Source organism: Rhodococcus sp. 06-221-2 (assembly GCF_002258365.1).
GTDB classification, from domain to species: Bacteria; Actinomycetota; Actinomycetes; order Mycobacteriales; family Mycobacteriaceae; genus Rhodococcoides; species Rhodococcoides fascians.
In genome coordinates this window covers 170,003-191,243 of sequence record NZ_NOYJ01000025.1, presented here as the reverse complement: position 1 = coordinate 191,243, position 21,241 = coordinate 170,003, and the positions used below count along the sequence as shown (strand labels likewise).

Genomic DNA, 21,241 nt, shown 5'->3' with positions numbered 1-21,241 from the left:
GCGATCACGGCAATCGTTGCCGCATCACCAACGCCGAACCGAGCCCGGCGGAGATGCACAGGACACCGAGGATCAACCAGGGTCGCGATGCGTCCCCGCGGGTGATCTCGAAACCGATCTGCTCCTCCAGGGTGTCGTAGACGTCTCGGAGGCCCTCGAGCGAGGAGGCCGTGAAGAAACTCCCTCCGGACAGAGTCGCGATCTCGCGCAACGACGGGTCGTCGACCGGAACGGGGACGCGCTCGACCCCGCCTCCACCTTCGTCTTCGATCTCGACCGACCCGTAGCTGGTGCCGAACGAGATCGTCGAGATCGGCACTCCCTTGTCCTTGGCTGCGCGCGCTGCGGTGTAGCCGCCCCGTGGATCGTCGAGGTTCTGGGGAACGGTTTGCTTACCGTCCGAGAGCAGCACGATGCGGGCCGGCGGTGCCGCGTCGCCACCCCCGAGGATCGCGCCGAGAGTGTCGATCGACTGCAGCGAGGTGAAGATTGCTTCACCGGTGGCCGTCCGCTCGCTGAGCTGCAGTTTGTCGATTGCCGACTTGGTGGCGTCGCGGTTGGCCGTGGGTGAGACCAATACCGAGGCAGTGCCGGCGAACGCGACGAGACCGAGGTTGATGCCGGGCGTTAGGCCATCGGCGAACGACTTCGCTGCTTCTTGGGCCGCAGCCAGCCGAGTGGGTTCGACGTCCGTCGCTTCCATGGACAGCGACACATCGATGACGAGCATGACCGTCGCGCGGTTGCGTGGAACACGTTGATCGGCAGTGGGGCCGGCCAACGCGACGGTCAGGAACATCAGCCCGACCAGTACCAGTGCGGTCGGGAGATGACGCAGACGACTGGGCCGGTTCGGCGCGATCGACTCGAGCAACTCCATGTTGGAGAAACGCAGCACGTGCTTCTGCTTGCGGCGTTGAATCCAGACGTACCCCGCCGTCAAGGCGATGACGACGACCAGAAACGCGAGCCACCACGGCGCAGAGAAATCGGTGAGGCTCATCGCGAACCTGCCCTCGCGGTATTGGTGAAACCGGAGCCGATGGTGTGCCTGCGAGCAGTGACGAAGCGGACGACATCGGCGATCCAGTCACCGTCGGTGCGCAGAGTCAAACGCGGTGCCCCGCATCGGCGCAACGCTTTCTCCACGTCGTCGCGGTGTGCTGCGGCTGCTCGCGCGAAGTCGGCGCGGAGCCGGGGCGTCGCGGCGAACTCCCGAGTGCGGCCGGACTCCGGGTCGTGCAGAACCACGTCTCCCACATCCGGAAGTTCGAGGTCTCGCGGATCGAGTACCTCGACGGCCAGTACGTCGTGTCTGGCAGAGATCGCCCGCAGCGATCGCTCCCAGTCGATCGGGCCGAGGAAGTCGCTGATCACCACGGCCAGACCGCGACGGCGTTCGGGACGCCGCAGCGCCTCGACGGCATCGCGAAGATCTCCTCGGACGCCGTCCGCGGCGGACGGTGTCGTAGCGATCGTCCGCAGCATCGACTGGCTGTGCACCCGGCCCCCGCGCGCCGGGATTCGCGTCGTCGTCGCGCCGGTGGCCACGACAGCTCCGATGCGATTACCACCGCCGCCGGTCAGGTGGGTGATGGCGGCCGAGGCCGCGACCGCGAGATCGCGCTTCTCACACCCCGCGGTTCCGAAGTCGAGGCTGGCCGACAGATCGACGACAAGCCACGTTTCCAGTTCGCGATCGGCCACCGACTGCCGCACGTGTGGGTGTGTCGTCCGGGCAGTGACCGACCAGTCCATCTGCCGAACGTCGTCACCGGGCTGATACTCGCGCGCGTCCCCCGGTTCGGATCCCGGGCCGGGTATCAGGCCGAGGTGGTCGCCGTGCAGAACGCCGTCGAGACGCCTACGTACCGTTATCTCGAGCGTGCGCAGCGCAGCGGCCAGCTTCGGATCACGCAGTTCGCCGGACCGAAACGACGGCGGCCGTGAGACCGCACCTCGGCCGGCTCTGTCGGCTGCGCTCACTGACCCGGCGAACCGGTCGACGATGCATCACCCGACGGCTTGTGCAGCGACGGAGCGGGTTCGCCGGCCGGACCGCCCGGTGGGCGCTGCTCGGGTCCGGGCTGGGGTGCCGAGCCGGGCCCTTGCCCGGGGAACTGCGGCTGACCCGGGTACTGCCCCTGGGCCGGATGCGGTACCTGAGCCGGATACTGCGGCCCCGCTCCCGGAAACTGCGGTGTGCCCTGTTGGCCACCGAAGGGCTGACCGGGTGCGGTGCCGTTGTCCTGCGACATCGGAACCGCCTGCGGCGACACCTGCGGTAGTCCGACGGTCTGCAAAATGCGGGAGATCACGGTCTCGGGCGTCACTTCGTCGGCGAGGGCATCGTAGGAGAGCACCAGCCGATGCCGGAGCACGTCGGGAATCACCTCGAGCACGTCCTGAGGAACGACGTAGTCGCGGCCTCGCAGCAGGGCGAGGGCGCGGGACGCAGCGATGATGCCGAGGGTCGCACGCGGGGAGGCCCCGTATGCGATCCAGCTGCCGACATCGTCCAACCCGAACTGTTCGGGCGTGCGGGTGGCGGCGATGACCCGAACCACGTAGTCGACGAGCGCGTGGTGCACGAACACCGAACTGGCCAGGTTCTGCAGACGGACCAACTCGACAGGGTCGAGTATCTGCTTGGGCTCGGGGGCCTTGATCCCCATGCGGTAGACGATCTCGCGTTCTTCCTCCACCGTCGGGTAGTCGACGACGATCTTGAACAGGAAGCGGTCGCGCTGGGCTTCCGGGAGCGGGTACACGCCTTCGTTCTCGATGGGGTTCTGCGTCGCCATCACCAGGAAAGGATCGGGCATGGGGAACGTCCTGCCACCGATGGTCACGTGCCGCTCGGCCATGACTTCGAGCAGCGCCGACTGGACCTTCGCCGGTGCTCGGTTGATCTCGTCGGCAAGGACGAAGTTCGCGACGACCGGGCCGAGTTCGGTGTCGAACTCTTCGCGGCCCTGACGGTAGATGCGGGTTCCGACCAGGTCGGTGGGCACCAGGTCCGGGGTGAACTGGACGCGGGAGAACGAGCCACCGACCACGCGGGCGAACGTCTCCACTGCGAGGGTCTTCGCCACGCCGGGAACGCCTTCCAGCAGCACATGCCCACGGGCCAACAAGCCGACTAGAATGCGCTCGACCAGACGATCCTGACCGACGATCACCCTTTTGACCTCGTACACGGCCTTCTCGAGAAGCCGAACGTCCTCGGCGAGATCGGGACTGTCCACCCGCTCCGGCTCCCCACCCCGAGGATTCGGACTCGAAGACCCGATCTGTGTCGGCTCCTCGTCGTTCGAAATCCGGCCGTCACGTGATGTCACCAAGAATTCACCGCTTTCAGTCGATCATCGTCGGGCACGTTCCATACCGCCGAGATCAACTATTCCAGGTGATGCTCGCGCGCGCCGAAACCCACCCCTGACCCGCGCGCCGGAGTGGAGCCTGCGGAACGACGCAGAAGTACCGAACAGCGACCTCGGGAGCGACAGCGAGCTCAGGACACCATGCGCACGGCGTACGGCGTCATACCGCTGTATCTGACGTCGGAGACCTTGACCACCGATCCGGATTGCGGAGCCTCGAGCATCTTCCCGTCGCCGAGGTAGAGCGCGACGTGCTGACTGGCGTTCGGTCCGTAGAAGATCATGTCGCCACGCTTCATCTGCGACGACGGAACCTGCTTGCCTGCCGTGTACTGGTAGCCGGTGTAGTGGGGCAGAGAGATACCCAGACCTGCGAATGCGTAGATCATGAGGCCGGAGCAGTCGAAGCCGACCTTGTTGTAGTCGCCGTAACTGTCTGCGACTCCGCCGTCTCGGATTCCCTTGGTCGGCCCGTTCTCGTCGCCGCCGCCCCAGGAATACGGAACACCGAGCTGGCTCATCCCGCGGTCGATCGCCAATTCCACGGCAGCACTGCCCGTGACCGACGGTGTGGTCGAGGGCTTGGGCTTGCTGGGAGTGGGCTTGCTGGGTGTGGGCTGGGTCGGAGTCGTGGTTCCGCTCGAACTGTCGGAGTCGGTGGACGAACTCGAGTCGTCGTCGACATCGACGTGCGAGCGTTGGCCCTCGGCGATCGCAGCGGCTCGCTGTTGTGCGGCCAGGTTGGCCGAGACCCGGGCCGCCGCCTGAACCGCGGCCTCACGAGCGGCAGCTGCGGCTGCTGCTATTGCTGCGTCCTCTGCTGCCTTCTGCGCCTCCCAGTCGCTGTATGCGGCTCGTTGACCCTGGAGGCCGGCCACATTGCTTCGGGCTGCGTCGAGCTCGGTCTGAGCGGCGTCTCGCTGGGACTCGATAGCGGCTTTCTGATCGGCCTCGGCTTGCAACGCCGCCTGCGCTGCAGCGATGGCCTGCTCGGCCTCGGCCTTCTTGGATTCGGCTTCGGACGCTGCCGCGTCCGCCTGCTGCTTGGATTCGCGGGCGGCCGAGTCCCGGTTCGCCTGCTCGGTTCGGGCCCGCTGGAGGCTGTCGAGCACGGCATTCTGGCTGTTGGACAGCACCTTCAGGACCTGGGCGCGGTCGAGAACGTCGTCCGGTCCGCTCGAACCGAGGAACGACGCCATCGAGGCGACGCCCGAGCCCTGGGTGTAGCTCGATTTGGCGAATTCGTCGAACTTGCGCTGGGCTGCCTGAATCTGTGTGCCTGCATCGGCGAGCGCCTGCTGCGCTGCTCCTACGACTGCTGCGGCCACGTCGGCGGCGTCCCGTGCGTTCTGCAGGTCGACCAGTGCTTTGTTGACGCCTTCTCGCTTCACGGCGACCTCGTCGTCGAGCTGTGCGAGTTGTTGGTTGGCGGATGCGATCGCGTCGATCAGCTGTCCGACCTGCCCCAGGCGTGAGTCGACGGCGCTGCCGGCCGCGGCGATGTCGGTATCGGACGGGTTGGGCGGGGGCGGCGGTACCGCGGCGGCGACTCCGGGCATGGTCGCGGTCAGCGCGAGAACCAGACCGGCACCTGCCAGTACGAATCGGGTACGGACGAGCGCTCTGCGGCGCGTGCCGCGAACTGGACGTCGGCTCACAAATGTCTCCCTCGGGTCCGGCATTCACTCGGGTCCCGAGAGGACCGTCGTGCCGTCGAGGCGTTCCCCGTTCCCACCCCGATCGCAGGTGACGGTGAACATGTTCGCCGGGCGGGAAAGTGGCGCGCAGCGACACGACAGGTGCGAACCACGTCAGTCACACCCGAAGCAGTGGCCTCCCGAGTTCCCCACGGATGACACCTGCCTTCTGCGACACTCCTTCCCCAGCAGTGCCAATGGCACCGTACGACACTTCGCACACTAAAGAAACTCCAGTCACAAATGACACATTTGTAATTCCACCAGGCACAATGCCGTGAACTCGGTGTTTGCCCGAAACAATTTTTCGGACTTTTTCCGGACCGACGTCCGGTGGAGTAATCGCGCGTCGATGTCGGTCGGTCGAATGACGAATGTGCGCGCTACGTCAGCGCTCGACGGGCTGCGCTTCGTGCGGGTCGGCAGTGGCCGACCGCGCGCGGTATCGCCGGACCTTCACAGCGGCTGTCAACGCGGCCACCGCGGCGACGATCACCACCAACCCACCCGTCAGCAAGCCCCACGGAGTCTGGTCCTCGACGAGTGTGTCGACGAAGTTGTCGGCGGCGACGACGTGATTTCCGGTGTACGTGCGATCCTGACCGGCTTCGAGTGTCACTCGGCTGATCGAGTCGCTGAACGTTCCGACCTGCCCCGGGCTCAGCACCAACACCGTTCCGCCCTCGCGGGCACCGACCGCAGTGGCGAGGTCGCGTAGCTGCGAATCGTGGCGCGGTTCGTCGGGGACGATCACGATGCTCAGATCGATTCCGTGGTCCTCGGCTCGGTTCACGGCGGCAGTCAGTCCGTCCTGCTCTGCCGCAGGAGCACTGACTCCTGACTCGCGGACCGTGGCGACGATGCTGTCGACGTCCAGACCTGCCGGGATATCGGTGGCAAGTGGGGAAACAGCGTGGATCGGCTCAGTCATCTCTCGTCCAGTCGGTAGGAACCAGTCGCGTGGAACCCTACGTCACGGTGCCGTCGATTCTCGGGAGGCAGGTATGCCCGACGCGGCAACTGAGGCCGCCCTTCATTGCGTCGCACGAAGCACTACGTGAGGATTGTGACGTGGGTCGTTCTCGCGGTGTCCACCGCGAAACGGACCCGCACGTTTTCACAGGACAAGCGTACTGTTAGACTTCCATCGAGACACTGCCCGAGGGTCCGCAAGCAATCCGCACGCCGGATGCCATGCCGAGACACACGGTCAGCGCCTCGCTTCAACCGTCGACACAGCCCCGTCGGCGGTGTGCCTCATAGACGAGTGGAGCTGAAGTGACCGCAAGTAACAATTCATTCGGTGCAAAGGGCACCCTCGAAGTCGGAGAGAACTCGTACGAGATCTTTCGGCTGTCGGCCTTGCCCGGTGCCGAGAAACTGCCCTATGCACTGAAGGTCCTCGCGGAGAACCTCCTTCGCACCGAGGACGGTGCCAACATCACCGCCGACCATATTCGCTCGATCGCGTCGTGGGATCCCTCGGCCGACCCGAGTATCGAAATCCAGTTCACCCCTGCGCGAGTCATCATGCAGGACTTCACCGGCGTTCCGTGTGTCGTGGACCTCGCCACCATGCGTGAGGCCGTGACCACCCTCGGCGGCGACCCCAACAAGGTCAACCCCCTCTCCCCCGCCGACATGGTCATCGACCACTCGGTCATCCTCGACGTGTTCGGCCGCGCCGATGCACTCGAGCGCAACGTCGACCTCGAGTACGAGCGCAACGGCGAGCGTTACCAGTTCCTGCGTTGGGGCCAGGGCGCCTTCGACGACTTCAAGGTCGTCCCGCCCGGCATGGGCATCGTGCACCAGGTCAACATCGAGTACCTCGCACCGACCGTCATGACCCGCAAGGGTCAGGCGTACCCCGACACCTGCGTCGGAACCGACTCGCACACGACGATGGTCAACGGCCTCGGCGTGCTCGGCTGGGGCGTCGGCGGAATCGAAGCCGAAGCTGCCATGCTCGGCCAGCCCGTGTCGATGCTGATCCCGCGTGTAGTCGGCTTCAAGCTCTCGGGCGAGATCCAGCCGGGAGTCACGGCCACCGACGTCGTTCTGACCGCCACCGAGATGCTGCGCAAGCACGGCGTCGTCGGAAAGTTCGTCGAGTTCTACGGCGAAGGTGTGGCCGAGGTTCCCCTCGCCAACCGCGCCACCCTCGGCAACATGAGCCCCGAATTCGGCTCCACCGCAGCCATTTTCCCGATCGACGAAGAGACGATCAACTACCTGCGCCTCACCGGCCGCAGCGACGAGCAGCTCGCTCTCGTCGAGGCGTACGCCAAGGAACAGGGCATGTGGCACGACCCGAAGAACGAAGCCGTGTACTCCGAGTACATCGAGCTCGACCTCAACACGGTCGTCCCGTCCATCGCAGGCCCGAAGCGCCCGCAGGACCGAATCCTGTTGTCCGAGTCCAAGGTTGCGTTCCGCAAGGACATCCACAACTACGTGGAGGAGAACCACCCGGCGCACGAGGGTGACAGCAAGCTGGACGAGGCCCTCAACGAGTCGTTCCCGGCCAGCGATCCCGCGTCGCTGAGCTTCGCGGAAGACGATGCAGTCGATGTGCGGTCGGCCGCATACGGCTCCGAAGGTCGCCCGAGCAAGCCGGTTCGTGTCATCACCGACGAAGCAGGCGAGTTCGTTCTCGACCATGGCGCCGTCGTGGTGGCAGGTATCACCTCCTGCACCAACACCTCCAACCCGTCGGTCATGCTGGGCGCAGCACTGCTCGCTCGGAACGCCGTCGAAAAGGGCCTGTCCACCAAGCCGTGGGTCAAGACCAACATGGCACCCGGTTCGCAGGTCGTGACCGACTACTACGAGAAGGCCGGCCTGTGGCCGTACCTCGAGAAGCTCGGCTACTTCCTGGGCGGCTACGGCTGCACCACGTGCATCGGTAACACGGGCCCGTTGCTCGAGCCGATCTCGAAGGCGATCAACGACAACGATCTTTCGGTGACCGCCGTGCTGTCGGGCAACCGCAACTTCGAGGGTCGCATCTCCCCCGACGTCAAGATGAACTACCTGGCGTCGCCGCCGCTGGTCATCGCTTACGGCCTCGCGGGCACGATGGACTTCGACTTCGAGACCGACGCGCTCGGTAACGACCACGAGGGCAACCCGGTGTACCTCAAGGACATCTGGCCGTCGTCGCAGGAGATCGAGGACACGATCAAGTCCTCGATCAGCCGGGACATGTTCAGCAAGTCCTACGAGACGATCTTCGCCGGTGACAGCCGCTGGCAGAACCTGTCGACCCCCGAGGGCGACACGTTCGAGTGGGATCCCAACTCGACGTACGTGCGGAAGCCTCCGTACTTCGACGGTATGACGATGGACCCGGCTCCGGTCGAGGACATCAAGGGTGCCCGCGTGCTGGCCCTGCTCGGCGATTCGGTCACCACCGACCACATCAGCCCGGCAGGACCCATCAAGGCCGGTACGCCTGCCGCTCAGTACCTCGATTCGCACGGCGTGGAGCGCAAGGATTACAACTCGCTCGGATCGCGTCGTGGCAACCACGAGGTCATGATTCGCGGAACGTTCGCGAACATCCGTCTGAAGAACCAGCTGCTCGACGACGTCTCGGGTGGCTACACCCGCGACTTCACCCAGGACGGTGGCCCGCAATCGTTCATCTACGATGCGTCGCAGAACTACCAGAAGGCCGGCATCCCGCTGGTCGTGCTGGGCGGCAAGGAGTACGGCTCCGGAAGCTCCCGTGACTGGGCGGCCAAGGGCACCTCGCTCCTGGGCGTCAAGGCGGTCATCACCGAGTCGTTCGAGCGCATCCACCGCTCCAACCTCATCGGCATGGGCGTCGTTCCGCTGCAGTTCCCGGCAGGCGAGAGCGCCGCGTCGCTCAAGCTCGACGGCACCGAGACGTTCGACATCATCGGCGTCGAGAAGCTGAACGAGGGCACCACCCCGAAGACGATGGCGGTGACCGCGACCAAGGAAGACGGAACCAAGGTCGAGTTCGACGCCGTGGTCCGTATCGATACCCCCGGTGAAGCGGACTACTACCGCAACGGCGGAATCCTGCAGTACGTCCTGCGCAACATGATCAGAGGCTAGTCACACGGCGCTGTAGACAAACGCCACGCACAGCGATGGGCCCGGAACTCGATACGTGTTTCGGGCCCATCGCCGTATCGGTACGGGCCCCTTCATCGGAAAGTAGGAGTTTCACACGTGCCCAAGGTCAGTGAAGACCACCTGGCGGCCCGCCGCAGCGAAATTCTCGACGGTGCGCGTAAATGCTTCGGAGAGTTCGGCTACGAGGGTGCCACCGTGCGACGCCTCGAGGAGGCGACAGGCCTCTCCCGCGGAGCCATCTTCCACCACTTCAAGGACAAGGACGGTCTCTTCCTCGCGTTGGCGCAGGAGGACGCCCGGCGTATGGCCGAAGTCGCGGCGACGCAGGGTCTGGTTCAGGTGATGCGAGACATGCTGGCCCAGCCGGAGCAGTTCGAGTGGCTCGGAACGCGGCTCGAGATCACCCGACGACTACGAACCGACGCCGACTTCCGAACCAGCTGGGCCGAGCGTTCGGCCGAGCTGACCGACGCGACACTCGGCCGACTCGAACGCCAGAAAACGGCAGGAAAACTGCGGGACGACGTTCCCAACGACGTTCTGGCCGACTACCTGGACCTGGTTCTCGACGGTCTGGTCGCCAGAATCGCGTCGGGCAACGGCGGGTCGAACCTGTCGGCCATTCTGGATCTGGTCGAAGAATCGGTGCGCAGGCGCGACCCGGGTCAGGCCAGCTGAATCAGTTCCAGGTAGTCCTGCGACCAGTGGTCCTCGGTGCCGTCGGGAAGGAGGATGACTCGTTCTGGTGAGAGCGCCTCGGCGGCACCCGGATCGTGAGTCACCAGAACGACAGCACCCTTGTAACTGCGCAGTGCGTCGAGAACCTGCTCGCGTGAGATCGGATCGAGGTTGTTGGTCGGTTCGTCGAGCAGCAGCACGTTCGCAGCCGAAGACACCAGTCCGGCCAGCGCCAGACGCGTCTTCTCGCCGCCGGACAGCGTTCCTGCGGGCTGTTCGAGCTGGGGTCCGGTGAACATGAAGGCGCCGAGTAGCGATCTGAGCTCCTGCTCGCCGGTGTCGGGTGCCGCATGCCGGATGTTCTCCCACACCGACGCCATGTCGTCGAGGGTGTCGTGCTCCTGGGCGAAGTAACCCACGCGCATGCCGTGGCCGGGTTCGATCTCGCCGGTGTCGGCCTTCTCGGTTCCCGCGAGGATCCGAAGCAGCGTCGTCTTGCCCGCACCGTTGAGCCCGAGCACCACCACTCGACTTCCTCTGTCGATCGCCAGATCGACGCCGGCGAAGATCTCCAGCGACCCGTACATCTTGGTCAGGTTCTTGGCCATCAACGGAGTCTTGCCGCAGGGAGCAGGCTCAGGGAAGCGAATGTGCGCAACCTTGTCGGATACGCGCTCCGCATCGAGGTTGGCCATCAGCTTGTCTGCTCGTTTGGCCATGTTCTGTGCCGCAACGGCTTTGGTTGCCTTGGCACCCATCTTGGCGGCCTGGACGCGCAGCGCACCCGCCTTCTTCTCCGCGTTCGCGCGTTCGCGACGGCGCCGTTGCTCGTCCGTGGCGCGTGCGTCGAGGTACTTCTTCCAGTTCATGTTGTAGATGTCGGCCTCACCGCGCACTGCATCGAGGAACCACACCCTGTTCACGACATCACCGAGCAGTTCGACATCGTGACTGATCACGATGAGTCCGCCCTCGTGGTTCTGCAGGAAACTGCGCAACCAGGTGATGGAATCGGCGTCGAGGTGGTTGGTGGGCTCGTCGAGCAGCAATGTGGTGTTCGAGCGTCCGCCACTGCCGTCGGACGCGGCGAACAGAATGCGAGCGAGTTCGACGCGTCGACGTTGACCACCGGACAGGGTTCGCAGCGGTTGACCGAGAATGCGGTCGGCCAAGCCGAGGCTGTTGCAGATGCGAGCCGCTTCGCTTTCGGCTTCGTAGCCGCCGAGGGACGCGAACCGCTCTTCCAGCTCGCCGTACTTACGGACGGCTTTGTCGAGCAATGTCTCGTCGGCAACCTCGGCCATCAGAGCCTGCTGCTTCTCCATACTGTGCAGGAGGGTGTCCAGCCCGCGGGCCGACAGCACCCGGTCCTTGGCCAGCACGTCCAGGTCGCCCTCTTTGGGATCTTGCGGGAGGTAGCCGAGATCTCCGGTGCGTACGACCTCGCCGGCATACGGTTCGCCCTCGCCCGCCAGGATGCGCAGCGTGGTGGTTTTTCCGGCACCGTTGCGGCCGACCAGCCCGATGCGGTCACCTGCCTGCACGCGGAGCGCGGGCCCCTCGGTGGACAGAAGGGTCCGCACACCGGCACGAACTTCGAGGTCGGTGGCGGTGATCACGCGTGAGCTCCTAGCGATTGCCGAACAAGATGAGTGCTCGTCGACCGACGAGCGAGCAATGAAAGCGCCGTAGGTCGGCACAGCAAACCCCCATTTTAGCTCAGCATTCACGTGCCTCCACCCAGGAACGCAGGTGACCCCGGTAACGTCTGAGCGATGACCGACGTCACCGAAACGGCCACTGCCCGCCCAGCCCTGCCCCTCGACCTCACCGGACGGACCGCACTGGTCACCGGGGGTAGTCGAGGCATCGGCCGCGCGATCGCCGCAGAACTGCTCGCGCGCGGTGCCAACGTGGCCATCACTGCGCGTAAGCGGGAACCGTTGCTGGCCGTCGCGGCGGAACTCGGCGACTCCGTACTCGCGCTGGACGGTAACGCGGGCGACCCGGAACATCGGCGCACCGCAGTGGACCGCACCGTCGAGACCTTCGGTTCGCTGGACATCCTGGTCAACAACACCGGTATCAACCCCGTCTACGGCTCGCTGATGGATGCCGACCTCGTCGGTGTCAGCAAGATCTTCGACACCAACGTCGTCGGCACGCTCGGCTTCGTGCAGAACGCGTTCCATGCGTGGATGGGAGAACACGGCGGTGCGGTCGTCAACATCGCCAGCGTCGCAGGCATCCGCTCCACCGGAGTCATTGCCGCGTACGGCGCATCCAAAGCTGCGTTGATTCGGCTCACCGAGGAGCTGGCATGGCAGCTCGGTCCGAAGATCCGCGTCAACGCGGTGGCGCCGGGCGTGGTGAAGACCAAGTTCGCCGAGGCGTTGTTCGCCGGCGGCGAAGAAGCAGCAGCGGCCGGCTACCCGATGAAGCGACTCGGTACCCCCGAGGACGTGGCATCGCTCGTCGCGTTCCTGGTCTCGGACGCGTCCTCGTGGATCACCGGCGAGACGGTGCGCGTCGACGGTGGCCTGCTCGCCACCGGCGGAATGTGAGCGACCTGTCGGCCGACGTCGCCGTGATCGGGCTGGGACCGGCGGGTCGCGCGATCGCCCACCGCTGCGCGGCCGCGGGTATGGACGTTCTCGCACTCGATCCGCACCCGTCCAGAACCTGGACGCCGACCTACTCGGCATGGGCGGACGAATTGCCGTCATGGCTCTCGGAGTCCGCAATCGCCTCGACTGCACGCAGGCCCGCAGTGTGGACCGATCGGCATCGCGTCATCGACCGGACGTACTGCGTGCTCGACACCCATGCCCTGCAAGCCTCGCTGTCTCTCGACCTCGTACGAGTGCACGCGGGCACCGCAGTCGACGTCACCGGCACCCGCGTCACCACCGTCGACGGGACGGTCGTCACGGCTCGCCACGTCGTCGATGCGCGAGGAACGCTCGACTCGCGTGATCTGGCGCAACAGACCGCATACGGAATCGTCGTCGAGCGGGAACGCGCCGAGCCCATTCTGGAAGGCTCCGACGCCTGGTTCATGGATTGGCGTACCGACAACGGCGTACGACCCGGTGACGCTCCGAGTTTTCTCTATGCCGTCGCACTCGACGACCACCGCGTTCTGCTCGAAGAAACGTGCCTGGTCGGCAGGCCTGCCCTCCACCTCGATGTACTCCGGACTCGTCTGCATCATCGTCTCGCCCGACGCGATCTCGTGCCGACCGGGACCGAGGACGTCGAGCGGGTGCGCTTTTCGGTCGAACCTCCGCCGCGCTCACGGCTGCACACCCCACGAAGCGGTCCCGTCTTGTTCGGGTCGCGGTCGAATCTGATGCATCCGGCGACGGGATACAGCGTCGCCGCGTCGTTGGCGTCTGCCGATCACCTGGTCGACGGACTTCGCACCGGCAAGCCGGGGAGCCGACGTGCACTCCACACCTGGACGGTGCAGAAGCTACGCAATCTCGGTCTGCGCACTGCGTTGAGCCTCGAGCCGGAGATGGTTCCGCAGTTCTTCGCCAGCTTCTTCTCGCTGCCGGTCGAACTGCAACGCTCCTACCTGTCCGGCCACGACGACGCCATGGGGACCATGACCGCAATGCTGAGAATGTTCCCTACACTTCCGGTCTCGGCCAGGCTCGCTATCGCGCGCACCGTCGTCCACGCTCCGAGACGCGGCTGAGTTTCTCGGCAACGGTCGACACACAGGCGCCCGGTCGGCGATCATGAACACATGCGCAGCATTTGGAAAGGCTCGATCGCCTTCGGACTCGTCAACGTTCCGGTGAAGGTCTACTCGGCCACCGAGCAACACGACATCCGGTTTCATCAAGTGCACGCAAAGGACGGCGGACGAATCAAGTACGACCGCATCTGCCAGGAATGCGGAAAATCGGTCCAGTTCGCCGACATCGACAAGGCGTACGACTCGCCCGACGGCGAGCGCGTGATCCTCACCGACGACGACTTCGACAAACTCCCCGCTGCCGAGAAGCACGAGATCCCCGTTCTCGAATTCGTTCCGACCGAGCAGATCGATCCGATCCTCTACGACAAGAGTTACTTCCTGGAGCCCGACTCGTCGTCGCCCAAGGCGTACGTACTGCTGCGAGAGACGCTGGAAGAAACCGAACGCACCGCGCTGGTCCATTTCACGCTGCGACAGAAGACGCGGCTGGCCGCCTTGCGGGTCCGTGACAACGTGCTGGTCATCCAGACTCTGCTGTGGCCGGACGAGGTACGAGCCGCAGAATTTCCGTCGCTCGACGACGCCCCGTCGGCGCGCCCGCAAGAAGTGAAGATGGCGACGTCGCTCGTCGAGAGCATGTCCTCGGAATTCGATCCGACGGAGTACACCGACGACTACCAGATCGAACTGCGCAAACTGATCGACGAGACACTGGCGAACGGTGGCGAGAAGGTCATCCACACCGAGGCCGAGTCACAGGACGACGGCGAGGACGCGGAGGTCGTGGATCTGGTCGCCGCCCTCCAGCGCAGCGTCGAGGCCGCGGGAAAGAACGCGAAGTCGGGGTCCGATTCGTCGACATCATCATCGTCGAAATCTTCGTCGTCGAAGACACCGGCCAAGAAGACCGCTGCCAAGAAGACCACTGCGCGGAAGACCCCGGCAAAAAAGGCTCCGGCCAAGAAGGCCGCAGCAAAGAAGGCTGCCCCGTCGACCGACGAAGCGAAGGGTGCGTGACGGGGCAGCCGGACCGGACCGTCAGACGGTGAAGCCGAGGGCCCGAAGCTGCTCGCGTCCGTCGTCGGTGATCTTGTCCGGTCCCCACGGCGGCATCCAGACCCAGTTGATCTTGAGGTCGGCGGCGAGCCCACTGCGCACGAGCGCACCACGGGCCTGATCCTCGATGACGTCCGTCAACGGGCAGGCCGCCGATGTCAGTGTCATGTCGACGGTGACGATGTCCTCGGCGTCGATCTTGATGTCGTAGACCAAACCGAGATCGACGACGTTGATTCCCAGCTCGGGGTCGACGACGTCGCGCATCGCTTCTTCGAGGTCCTCGAGTACCTTGATCTCGTCGGCGGTGAGTTCCACCGGCGTCGTCGTCACAGCCGGTGTGGTCTCTGTTGCGTCGGTCATGATTGCTGTCCTCCGGAAAGTGCCGACTGGGCGGTCCCGCCCGTCGTAGCTGTCGTATCTGCGTCCACTACTTGAACAACCGCATCCTTGAAAGCCATCCAACCCAGCAAGGCGCATTTCACGCGAGCCGGATACTTGGCCACACCGGCGAACGCAATGCCGTCGCCGATGACGTCTTCGTCTCCCTCGACGGTACCTCTGCTGCCGACCATCTCGCTGAACGAATCCACGGTCTTCAGGGCGTCCTGAACTGACAAGCCGACCACCTGATCGGTCAGCACCGACGTGGAGGCTTGGCTGATCGAGCAACCCTGGCCGTCGTACGAGACGTCCGCAACGGTGCCGTTGTCGACGTGAACCCGCAGAGTCACCTCGTCGCCGCAGGTGGGATTGACGTGGTGCACCTCCGCACCGAACGGCTCGCGCAGTCCACGACCGTGCGGATGCTTGTAGTGATCGAGGATCACTTCCTGGTACATCTGTTCCATTCGCATCAGGCGTGTCCCTCCTCACCGTTGCGGTCGGTGCCGAAGAACGATTGCGCGCGACGAATCGCGTTCGCGAGCACCTGCACTTCCTCGACCGTGTTGTACAACGCGAAGGACGCCCGCGCGGTCGCTGCCACTCCGAAGCGCCGATGCAGTGGCCACGCGCAATGATGACCGACGCGAATGGCGACGCCTTCGTCGTCGAGAATCTGCCCCAGGTCGTGTGCGTGGATACCGTCGACGACGAACGACACTGCCGAACCTCGATCGACGTTCTCCGTCGGACCGATGACTCTAACGCCGTCGATCTTTGCGAACTCGGCGAGAGTCGCTGCGACCAAGGTCTTTTCGTGAGCTGCCACGGCGTCGATACCGATGTTGTCGAGGTACCGCACGGCGGCACCGAGCCCGATGACCTGCGACGTCATGGGCACACCGGCCTCGAAGCGTTGCGGCGGAGGAGCGAACGTCGTCTTCTCCATCGTGACCGTTTCGATCATCGATCCGCCGGTGATGAACGGCGGCATCGCATCGAGCAGCGCGGCCTTGCCGTACAACACTCCGACACCCGAGGGTCCCAGCATCTTGTGGCCGGAGAACGCTGCGTAGTCGACATCGAGGTCGTGGAAATCGACCTTCATATGGGGCACGGATTGGCACGCGTCGAGAACGACGAGCGCGCCGACAGCTCGGGCGCGACGCACCAACTCCTCGACGGGAGCGACGGCACCGGTCACGTTCGACTGGTGGGTGAACGCGACGACCTTCACCGCGGACGACAATTCCAGCGAGTCGAGGTCGATTCGACCGTCGTCGGTCACTCCGTACCACCGCAGAGTTGCGCCGGTACGGGCCGCAAGCTCTTGCCACGGAACGAGATTGGCGTGGTGTTCGAGTTCGGTGACGACGATCTCGTCACCGGGTCCGAGATGACGATCGAAGCGCTGATCGGCCAACACGTACGTCACGAGGTTGAGCGACTCGGTTGCGTTCTTGGTGAAGACGATCTCGTCGACGTCTGCACCGACGAACGCGGCGATATCCGCCCTGGCTCCCTCGTACGCGTCGGTGGCTTCCTCGGCCAGCTGGTGCGCCCCGCGGTGCACCGCCGCGTTACAGGTGGTGAGGAACTCGCGTTCGGCGTCGAGCACCTGCACCGGCCGCTGCGAGGTTGCGCCGGAATCCAGATACACCAACGGCTTTCCGTCGCGGACGGTGCGCGAGAGGATAGGAAAATCGCGGCGAACGGTAGCGACATCGAACGATGTCGCTACCGCCACAGCTGCCGGTGCAGCCATACTCATGCTCCGGTGGTCGCGGCCTGCGTGTAGCCGGCGTAGCCGTTGGCCTCGAGCTCGTCGGCCAGCTCGGCGCCGCCGGACTTGACGATCTCACCGTTGACGAAGACGTGCACGAAGTCGGGCTTGATGTAGCGAAGAATGCGGGTGTAGTGCGTGATCAGCAGCACTCCCCCGTCTTCACGCTCCTTGTACTTGTTCACGCCCTCGGACACCACGCGCAAAGCGTCGACGTCGAGGCCGGAATCGGTCTCGTCGAGGATGGCGATCTTCGGCTTGAGTAGTCCCAGCTGCAGGATCTCGTGACGCTTCTTCTCGCCGCCGGAGAAACCCTCGTTGACGTTGCGCTCGAGGAAGTTCGCCTCGATTTCGAGCTCGCTCATGGCGGTCTTGGCTTCCTTGACCCAGTGCCGCAGCTTGGGGGCTTCGCCGCGCACGGCGGTGGCGGCGGTGCGCAGGAAGTTCGACATCGACACTCCGGGCACCTCCACCGGGTACTGCATCGCCAGGAACAGACCTGCGCGGGCGCGCTCGTCGACGCTCATCTCGAGAACGTCTTCACCGTCGAGGGTGATGGTGCCGGAGGTGACGGTGTACTTCGGGTGGCCGGCAATGGCGTACGACAAGGTGGACTTGCCGGAGCCGTTGGGCCCCATGATCGCGTGCGTCTCGCCGGACTTCACGGTCAGATCGACACCTTTGAGGATGTCGATCGGCTCGGCGGACGAGTCGGTGTTGGCGACGCTGACGTGCAGATCGCGGATTTCGAGTGTGGACATCAAAGTTCCTTTGTGCAGTCGAGAAAGGTTCGGTTGGGCCTACGCGCCGACGACGGCGAGCTCGGTCTCGATGGCAGCATCGAGACGCTCGCGTACGGCGGGGACCGGAATCTTGTCGATGATTTCGTGGAAGAAGCCGCGGACCACCAGTCGACGGGCCACCTCCTCCGAGATGCCGCGAGCACGCAGGTAGAACAGCTGCTCGTCGTCGAATCGGCCGGTAGCACTGGCGTGCCCTGCTCCGACGATCTCGCCGGTTTCGATTTCCAGGTTCGGTACCGAATCGGCGCGAGCGCCGTCGGTGAGCACGAGATTTCGGTTCAGTTCGTACGTCTCGGTGCCCTCGGCCTCGGCGCGAATGAGAACGTCGCCGATCCATACGGTGTGTGCGTCGACGGTGCCGGGTCCGGTTTCACCCTGGAGCGCGCCCTTGTACATCACGTTCGACTTGCAATGCGGAGCCGAATGGTCGACGAGCAGTCGCTGCTCGAGGTGCTGACCGGCGTCGGCGAAGTACACACCGAGCATGTTCGCGTCACCGCCGGGCGCGCTGTAGCGCACGGTCGGGCTGATGCGCACCAAGTCGCCGCCGAGGCTGACGTTGTAGTGGCGCAACACCGAGTCACGTCCGAGCAGGGCGTGGTGGGCGGCCACGTGCACCGCGTCCGACTGCCAGTCCTGGATCAGCACGACGTGCAACTGCGAGCTGTCACCCAGCACGAACTCGACGTTCTCGGCGTACGTGCCGCTGCCGCGCTGATCGATCACCACGGTGGCGCGAGCAAACGTGCCGAGGCGAATCTGCACGTGTCCGTAGGCGACGTGGTCGACGCCCGGTCCGTCGATCGTGATCTCGATCGGCTCCGCTACCTCGACCTCGTTGGGAACACTGACGATCGTGGCCTCGGTGAAGGCCGAATATGCCTGTGCGGCAATCCGATCGGCAGGCACGCCGGCCTTCCCGAGTCGATCGTCGTCGCGTCCCACGGTCTCCACGACCACCTGGTCCGCAGCCCCGACGGTGACCTGAGCGGTCCCGTCGGCGACTGCCGAACCGTCGTGCAGGCCGCGAAGGCGACGCAGCGGCGTGAAGCGCCACAGTTCGTCACGGCCCGACGGCACCTCGAACGCGTTCACGTCGTACGACGTGAATTGAGCGCCCTTGTTGGCGACGAGCTTCGACTTGTCTTCCTTGGCGGAATCGGGGTTCTCGGATGCCACGGCACCCATGACTCCGGTGAGGGGGTTGTTCACTTATCCGACCGACCCTTCCATCTGCAACTCGATGAGCCGGTTGAGCTCGAGCGCGTACTCCATCGGCAGTTCGCGAGCAATGGGCTCGACGAATCCGCGGACGACCATGGCCATCGCTTCGTCCTCGGTCATGCCGCGGCTCATCAGGTAGAACAACTGATCGTCGCTGACCTTCGAGACAGTGGCCTCGTGACCCATCGACACGTCGTCCTCACGGATGTCGACGTACGGGTAGGTGTCGGACCGACTGATCGTGTCGACCAGCAGGGCGTCGCACTTGACCGTCGAACGCGAGCCGTGCGCGCCCTTGTTGATCTGGATCAGACCGCGGTAGGACGTCCGTCCACCGCCACGGGCGACGGACTTGCTGACGATGTTCGACGACGTGTGCGGTGCCAGGTGCAGCATCTTGGAACCGGTGTCCTGGTGCTGATCGGGCCCTGCGAACGCGACCGAGAGAACCTCGCCCTTGGCGTATTCGCCGGTCATCCACACAGCCGGGTACTTCATGGTGACCTTGGAGCCGATGTTGCCGTCGACCCACTCCATCGTTGCGCCTGCTTCTGCCTTGGCGCGCTTGGTGACCAGGTTGTAGACGTTGTTCGACCAGTTCTGAATGGTCGTGTACCGGCAACGACCACCCTTCTTGACGATGATCTCGACCACGGCGGAGTGCAGCGAATCGGACTTGTAGATCGGCGCGGTGCAGCCCTCGACGTAGTGCACGTAGGCACCCTCGTCGACGATGATCAGCGTGCGCTCGAACTGGCCCATGTTCTCGGTGTTGATCCGGAAGTAGGCCTGCAGCGGGATGTCGACGTGCACGCCCGGCGGGATGTAGATGAACGATCCACCGGACCACACTGCGGTGTTCAACGCAGAGAACTTGTTGTCGCCTGCCGGAATGACGGTGCCGAAGTACTCGCGGAACAGCTCCGGCTGCTCTTTGAGTGCGGTGTCGGTGTCGAGGAACAACACACCCTGCGCCTCGAGGTCCTCACGGATCGAGTGGTAGACGACCTCGGACTCGTACTGAGCGGCGACACCGGAGACGAGGCGCTGCTTCTCGGCCTCGGGGATGCCGAGCTTGTCGTACGTGTTCTTGATGTCCTCGGGCAGGTCGTCCCACGTAGCGGCCTGCTTCTCGCTGGACCGCACGAAGTACTTGATGTTGTCGAAGTCGATGCCGTCCAGGTCGGAACCCCAGTTGGGCATGGGCTTGCGGTCGAAGGTCTTGAGAGCCTTCAGACGGGCTTCGAGCATCCACTCGGGCTCGCTCTTCTTGGCCGAGATGTCACGGACGACAGCCTCGGACAAGCCGCGCTTGGCGCTCGCGCCGGCCACGTCGGAATCGGCCCAGCCGTATCCGTAGGTGCCGAGCGATGCGATGGTCTCGTCCTGAGTCAGCGGCGCGGCGGGTGTCACCTGGTCTGGTGTGACGGTCATGCGGGCTCCTTCCGGAGGCGTGTGCGTTCTCCGACACGGGGCTGCGTGTCGGACGTCATCTTGTGTGAACTATCTGTCGATACGTCGGTATCGGATCGACCGCTCCTCGATCGCGTCGAGGTGAGCGGTACGTGTGTGGTGCAAGCGCAGTTGCCGTTCGCAATGGTGGCAAGACGCTGCACATGCGTGCCGAGGATCTCGGCGAACGCTGCTTGTTCGGCCTCGCACAGTTCGGGAAACTCTGCTGCGACGTGCGACACCGGGCAATGGTGTTGGCAGATCTGCACTCCGTTGCCGACTTGCCGCGTGGTGGCCGAGAATCCCGCCGCACTGAACGCGTCGGCAATTCTTCCCGCCGCCGTTTCCACGGCATGTGCGTCGGAACCGGTCGCGGGTTCGACGTCGGCAACGATGGTGTTGACGCGTTGCCGCGCGAACGTCTCGATGGCGTCGTTGCCACCGATCTTGCGCAGCTGCCGCATGGCGGCTCCGGCCAGATCGTCGTAGGTGTGGCCCAGCCGATTGCGGCCGGCTGCGGTGAGCTGGAAATGCTTGGCCGGTCGCCCGCGTCCACGCTGACGTGCTCCGGCCGGGGTGGTGATCCTGGCCTCGCCTGCATCGATGAGCGCATCGAGGTGGCGCCGGACACCGGCCGCGCTCAATCCAAGGCGAGTGCCGATATCGGACGCGGTGATGGGGCCCTCTTCGAGCAGTAGGGTGACCACTGCGCCCCGCGTCTGCCCCTCGGGGGCCGATGCCGGTCGCACCGACGACGCGCCTGCTCCGGCGGTCGATGGATCGACGCTTTCCGGACGCACGAGCGAGCTCTCGGTTGTTTTCACAACACCAGTGTGACGGAATTGTTTCACCTGGTCCAGCAAGGGTGCCCTATCCCTCAGGTGAATCCGAGCCGAGCTACGCAGGCCGCGGAGTCCGGAGGACCGGGTGAATCGCGCTATTGCACACAGCTACGCTCCCAC

At 64.8% G+C, this 21,241-nt stretch carries 18 protein-coding genes; 5 read left to right on the top strand and 13 right to left on the bottom strand.

Going from position 1 to position 21,241, the window contains the following annotated elements:
* Nucleotides 1-4 precede the first annotated feature (4 nt).
* The 5 genes from CH281_RS13505 to CH281_RS13485 form a co-directional block, all read right to left on the bottom strand.
* Nucleotides 5-1,003, bottom strand: a complete 999-nt coding sequence (locus tag CH281_RS13505) for a VWA domain-containing protein (protein WP_032372452.1) — start codon at nt 1,001-1,003, stop codon at nt 5-7.
* Nucleotides 1,000-1,986 (bottom strand): DUF58 domain-containing protein, encoded by a 987-nt coding sequence (locus CH281_RS13500; protein ID WP_032365771.1) that lies wholly within the window; start codon nt 1,984-1,986, stop codon nt 1,000-1,002. Before CH281_RS13500 ends, CH281_RS13505 begins: the two co-directional genes overlap by 4 nt.
* Nucleotides 1,983-3,293: an AAA family ATPase gene (locus CH281_RS13495; RefSeq protein ID WP_045841910.1), complete on the bottom strand. Its 1,311-nt coding sequence runs from the start codon at nt 3,291-3,293 to the stop codon at nt 1,983-1,985. Before CH281_RS13495 ends, CH281_RS13500 begins: the two co-directional genes overlap by 4 nt.
* A 221-nt stretch (nt 3,294-3,514) precedes the next feature.
* Nucleotides 3,515-5,065, bottom strand: a complete 1,551-nt coding sequence (locus CH281_RS13490) for an NlpC/P60 family protein (protein WP_371129002.1) — start codon at nt 5,063-5,065, stop codon at nt 3,515-3,517.
* Nucleotides 5,066-5,468: 403 nt separating this feature from the next.
* The gene (locus CH281_RS13485; RefSeq protein ID WP_032372454.1) at nt 5,469-6,011 is read right to left on the bottom strand and encodes an Rv1476 family membrane protein; all 543 of its coding nucleotides are present in this window, start codon (nt 6,009-6,011) and stop codon (nt 5,469-5,471) included.
* Nucleotides 6,012-6,358: 347 nt separating this feature from the next.
* Here CH281_RS13485 and CH281_RS13480 point away from each other — a divergent pair, with 347 nt between their 5' ends.
* Nucleotides 6,359-9,169, top strand: a complete 2,811-nt coding sequence (locus tag CH281_RS13480) for an aconitate hydratase (RefSeq protein ID WP_027497032.1) — start codon at nt 6,359-6,361, stop codon at nt 9,167-9,169.
* 117 nt (nt 9,170-9,286) lie between these two features.
* Entirely contained in the window at nt 9,287-9,868 is a 582-nt protein-coding gene (locus tag CH281_RS13475) for a TetR/AcrR family transcriptional regulator (RefSeq protein ID WP_027497031.1), read from the top strand.
* Here CH281_RS13475 and CH281_RS13470 read toward each other — a convergent pair.
* A complete protein-coding gene (locus tag CH281_RS13470) occupies nt 9,856-11,487 on the bottom strand; it encodes an ABC-F family ATP-binding cassette domain-containing protein (RefSeq protein WP_027497030.1) in 1,632 nt (543 codons plus the stop codon). The genes CH281_RS13475 and CH281_RS13470 overlap by 13 nt on opposite strands.
* 156 nt (nt 11,488-11,643) lie before the next feature.
* Here CH281_RS13470 and CH281_RS13465 point away from each other — a divergent pair, with 156 nt between their 5' ends.
* The 3 genes from CH281_RS13465 to ku are packed head-to-tail and all read left to right on the top strand — an operon-like array spanning nt 11,644 to nt 14,594.
* Entirely contained in the window at nt 11,644-12,432 is a 789-nt protein-coding gene (locus tag CH281_RS13465; protein WP_045841762.1) for an SDR family oxidoreductase, read from the top strand.
* A complete protein-coding gene (locus CH281_RS13460) occupies nt 12,429-13,571 on the top strand; it encodes a lycopene cyclase family protein (protein ID WP_032372455.1) in 1,143 nt (380 codons plus the stop codon). The genes CH281_RS13465 and CH281_RS13460 overlap by 4 nt, the downstream gene beginning before the upstream one ends.
* Nucleotides 13,572-13,622: 51 nt before the next feature.
* A complete protein-coding gene (gene ku, locus CH281_RS13455) occupies nt 13,623-14,594 on the top strand; it encodes a non-homologous end joining protein Ku (RefSeq protein ID WP_032365768.1) in 972 nt (323 codons plus the stop codon).
* Nucleotides 14,595-14,615: 21 nt separating this feature from the next.
* Here the strand turns inward: ku and CH281_RS13450 are convergent, their stop codons facing one another.
* Genes CH281_RS13450 through CH281_RS13420 form a run of 7 tightly spaced genes read right to left on the bottom strand, consistent with a single transcriptional unit; the run spans nt 14,616 to nt 21,184 of the window.
* Entirely contained in the window at nt 14,616-14,996 is a 381-nt protein-coding gene (locus CH281_RS13450; RefSeq protein WP_027497026.1) for a metal-sulfur cluster assembly factor, read from the bottom strand.
* Nucleotides 14,993-15,490, bottom strand: a complete 498-nt coding sequence (sufU, locus tag CH281_RS13445) for a Fe-S cluster assembly sulfur transfer protein SufU (RefSeq protein WP_032372456.1) — start codon at nt 15,488-15,490, stop codon at nt 14,993-14,995. Before sufU ends, CH281_RS13450 begins: the two co-directional genes overlap by 4 nt.
* Nucleotides 15,490-16,782, bottom strand: a complete 1,293-nt coding sequence (locus CH281_RS13440) for a cysteine desulfurase (RefSeq protein ID WP_032372457.1) — start codon at nt 16,780-16,782, stop codon at nt 15,490-15,492. The genes sufU and CH281_RS13440 overlap by 1 nt, the downstream gene beginning before the upstream one ends.
* A gap of 2 nt (nt 16,783-16,784) precedes the next feature.
* Nucleotides 16,785-17,561: a Fe-S cluster assembly ATPase SufC gene (gene sufC / locus CH281_RS13435; RefSeq protein WP_027497023.1), complete on the bottom strand. Its 777-nt coding sequence runs from the start codon at nt 17,559-17,561 to the stop codon at nt 16,785-16,787.
* Nucleotides 17,562-17,600: 39 nt separating this feature from the next.
* Entirely contained in the window at nt 17,601-18,791 is a 1,191-nt protein-coding gene (gene sufD / locus CH281_RS13430) for a Fe-S cluster assembly protein SufD (protein ID WP_094694594.1), read from the bottom strand.
* Between the two features lie 24 nt (nt 18,792-18,815).
* Nucleotides 18,816-20,261 (bottom strand): Fe-S cluster assembly protein SufB, encoded by a 1,446-nt coding sequence (gene sufB, locus CH281_RS13425; protein ID WP_027497021.1) that lies wholly within the window; start codon nt 20,259-20,261, stop codon nt 18,816-18,818.
* A complete protein-coding gene (locus CH281_RS13420) occupies nt 20,258-21,184 on the bottom strand; it encodes a helix-turn-helix transcriptional regulator (RefSeq protein ID WP_371828217.1) in 927 nt (308 codons plus the stop codon). Before CH281_RS13420 ends, sufB begins: the two co-directional genes overlap by 4 nt.
* Nucleotides 21,185-21,241: the final 57 nt, after the last annotated feature.

What these genes read in the sequence shown, in the direction of transcription:
- ku (WP_032365768.1), top strand. Translation starts at nt 13,623, where the DNA reads ATGCGCAGCATTTGGAAAGGCTCGATCGCCTTCGGACTCGTCAACGTT.
- CH281_RS13490 (WP_371129002.1), bottom strand. Translation starts at nt 5,065, where the DNA reads ATGCCGGACCCGAGGGAGACATTTGTGAGCCGACGTCCAGTTCGCGGC.
- CH281_RS13450 (WP_027497026.1), bottom strand. Translation starts at nt 14,996, where the DNA reads ATGACCGACGCAACAGAGACCACACCGGCTGTGACGACGACGCCGGTG.
- CH281_RS13465 (WP_045841762.1), top strand. Translation starts at nt 11,644, where the DNA reads ATGACCGACGTCACCGAAACGGCCACTGCCCGCCCAGCCCTGCCCCTC.
- CH281_RS13485 (WP_032372454.1), bottom strand. Translation starts at nt 6,011, where the DNA reads ATGACTGAGCCGATCCACGCTGTTTCCCCACTTGCCACCGATATCCCG.
- sufU (WP_032372456.1), bottom strand. Translation starts at nt 15,490, where the DNA reads ATGCGAATGGAACAGATGTACCAGGAAGTGATCCTCGATCACTACAAG.
- sufB (WP_027497021.1), bottom strand. Translation starts at nt 20,261, where the DNA reads ATGACCGTCACACCAGACCAGGTGACACCCGCCGCGCCGCTGACTCAG.
- sufC (WP_027497023.1), bottom strand. Translation starts at nt 17,561, where the DNA reads ATGTCCACACTCGAAATCCGCGATCTGCACGTCAGCGTCGCCAACACC.
- CH281_RS13440 (WP_032372457.1), bottom strand. Translation starts at nt 16,782, where the DNA reads ATGGCTGCACCGGCAGCTGTGGCGGTAGCGACATCGTTCGATGTCGCT.
- CH281_RS13505 (WP_032372452.1), bottom strand. Translation starts at nt 1,003, where the DNA reads ATGAGCCTCACCGATTTCTCTGCGCCGTGGTGGCTCGCGTTTCTGGTC.
- sufD (WP_094694594.1), bottom strand. Translation starts at nt 18,791, where the DNA reads ATGGGTGCCGTGGCATCCGAGAACCCCGATTCCGCCAAGGAAGACAAG.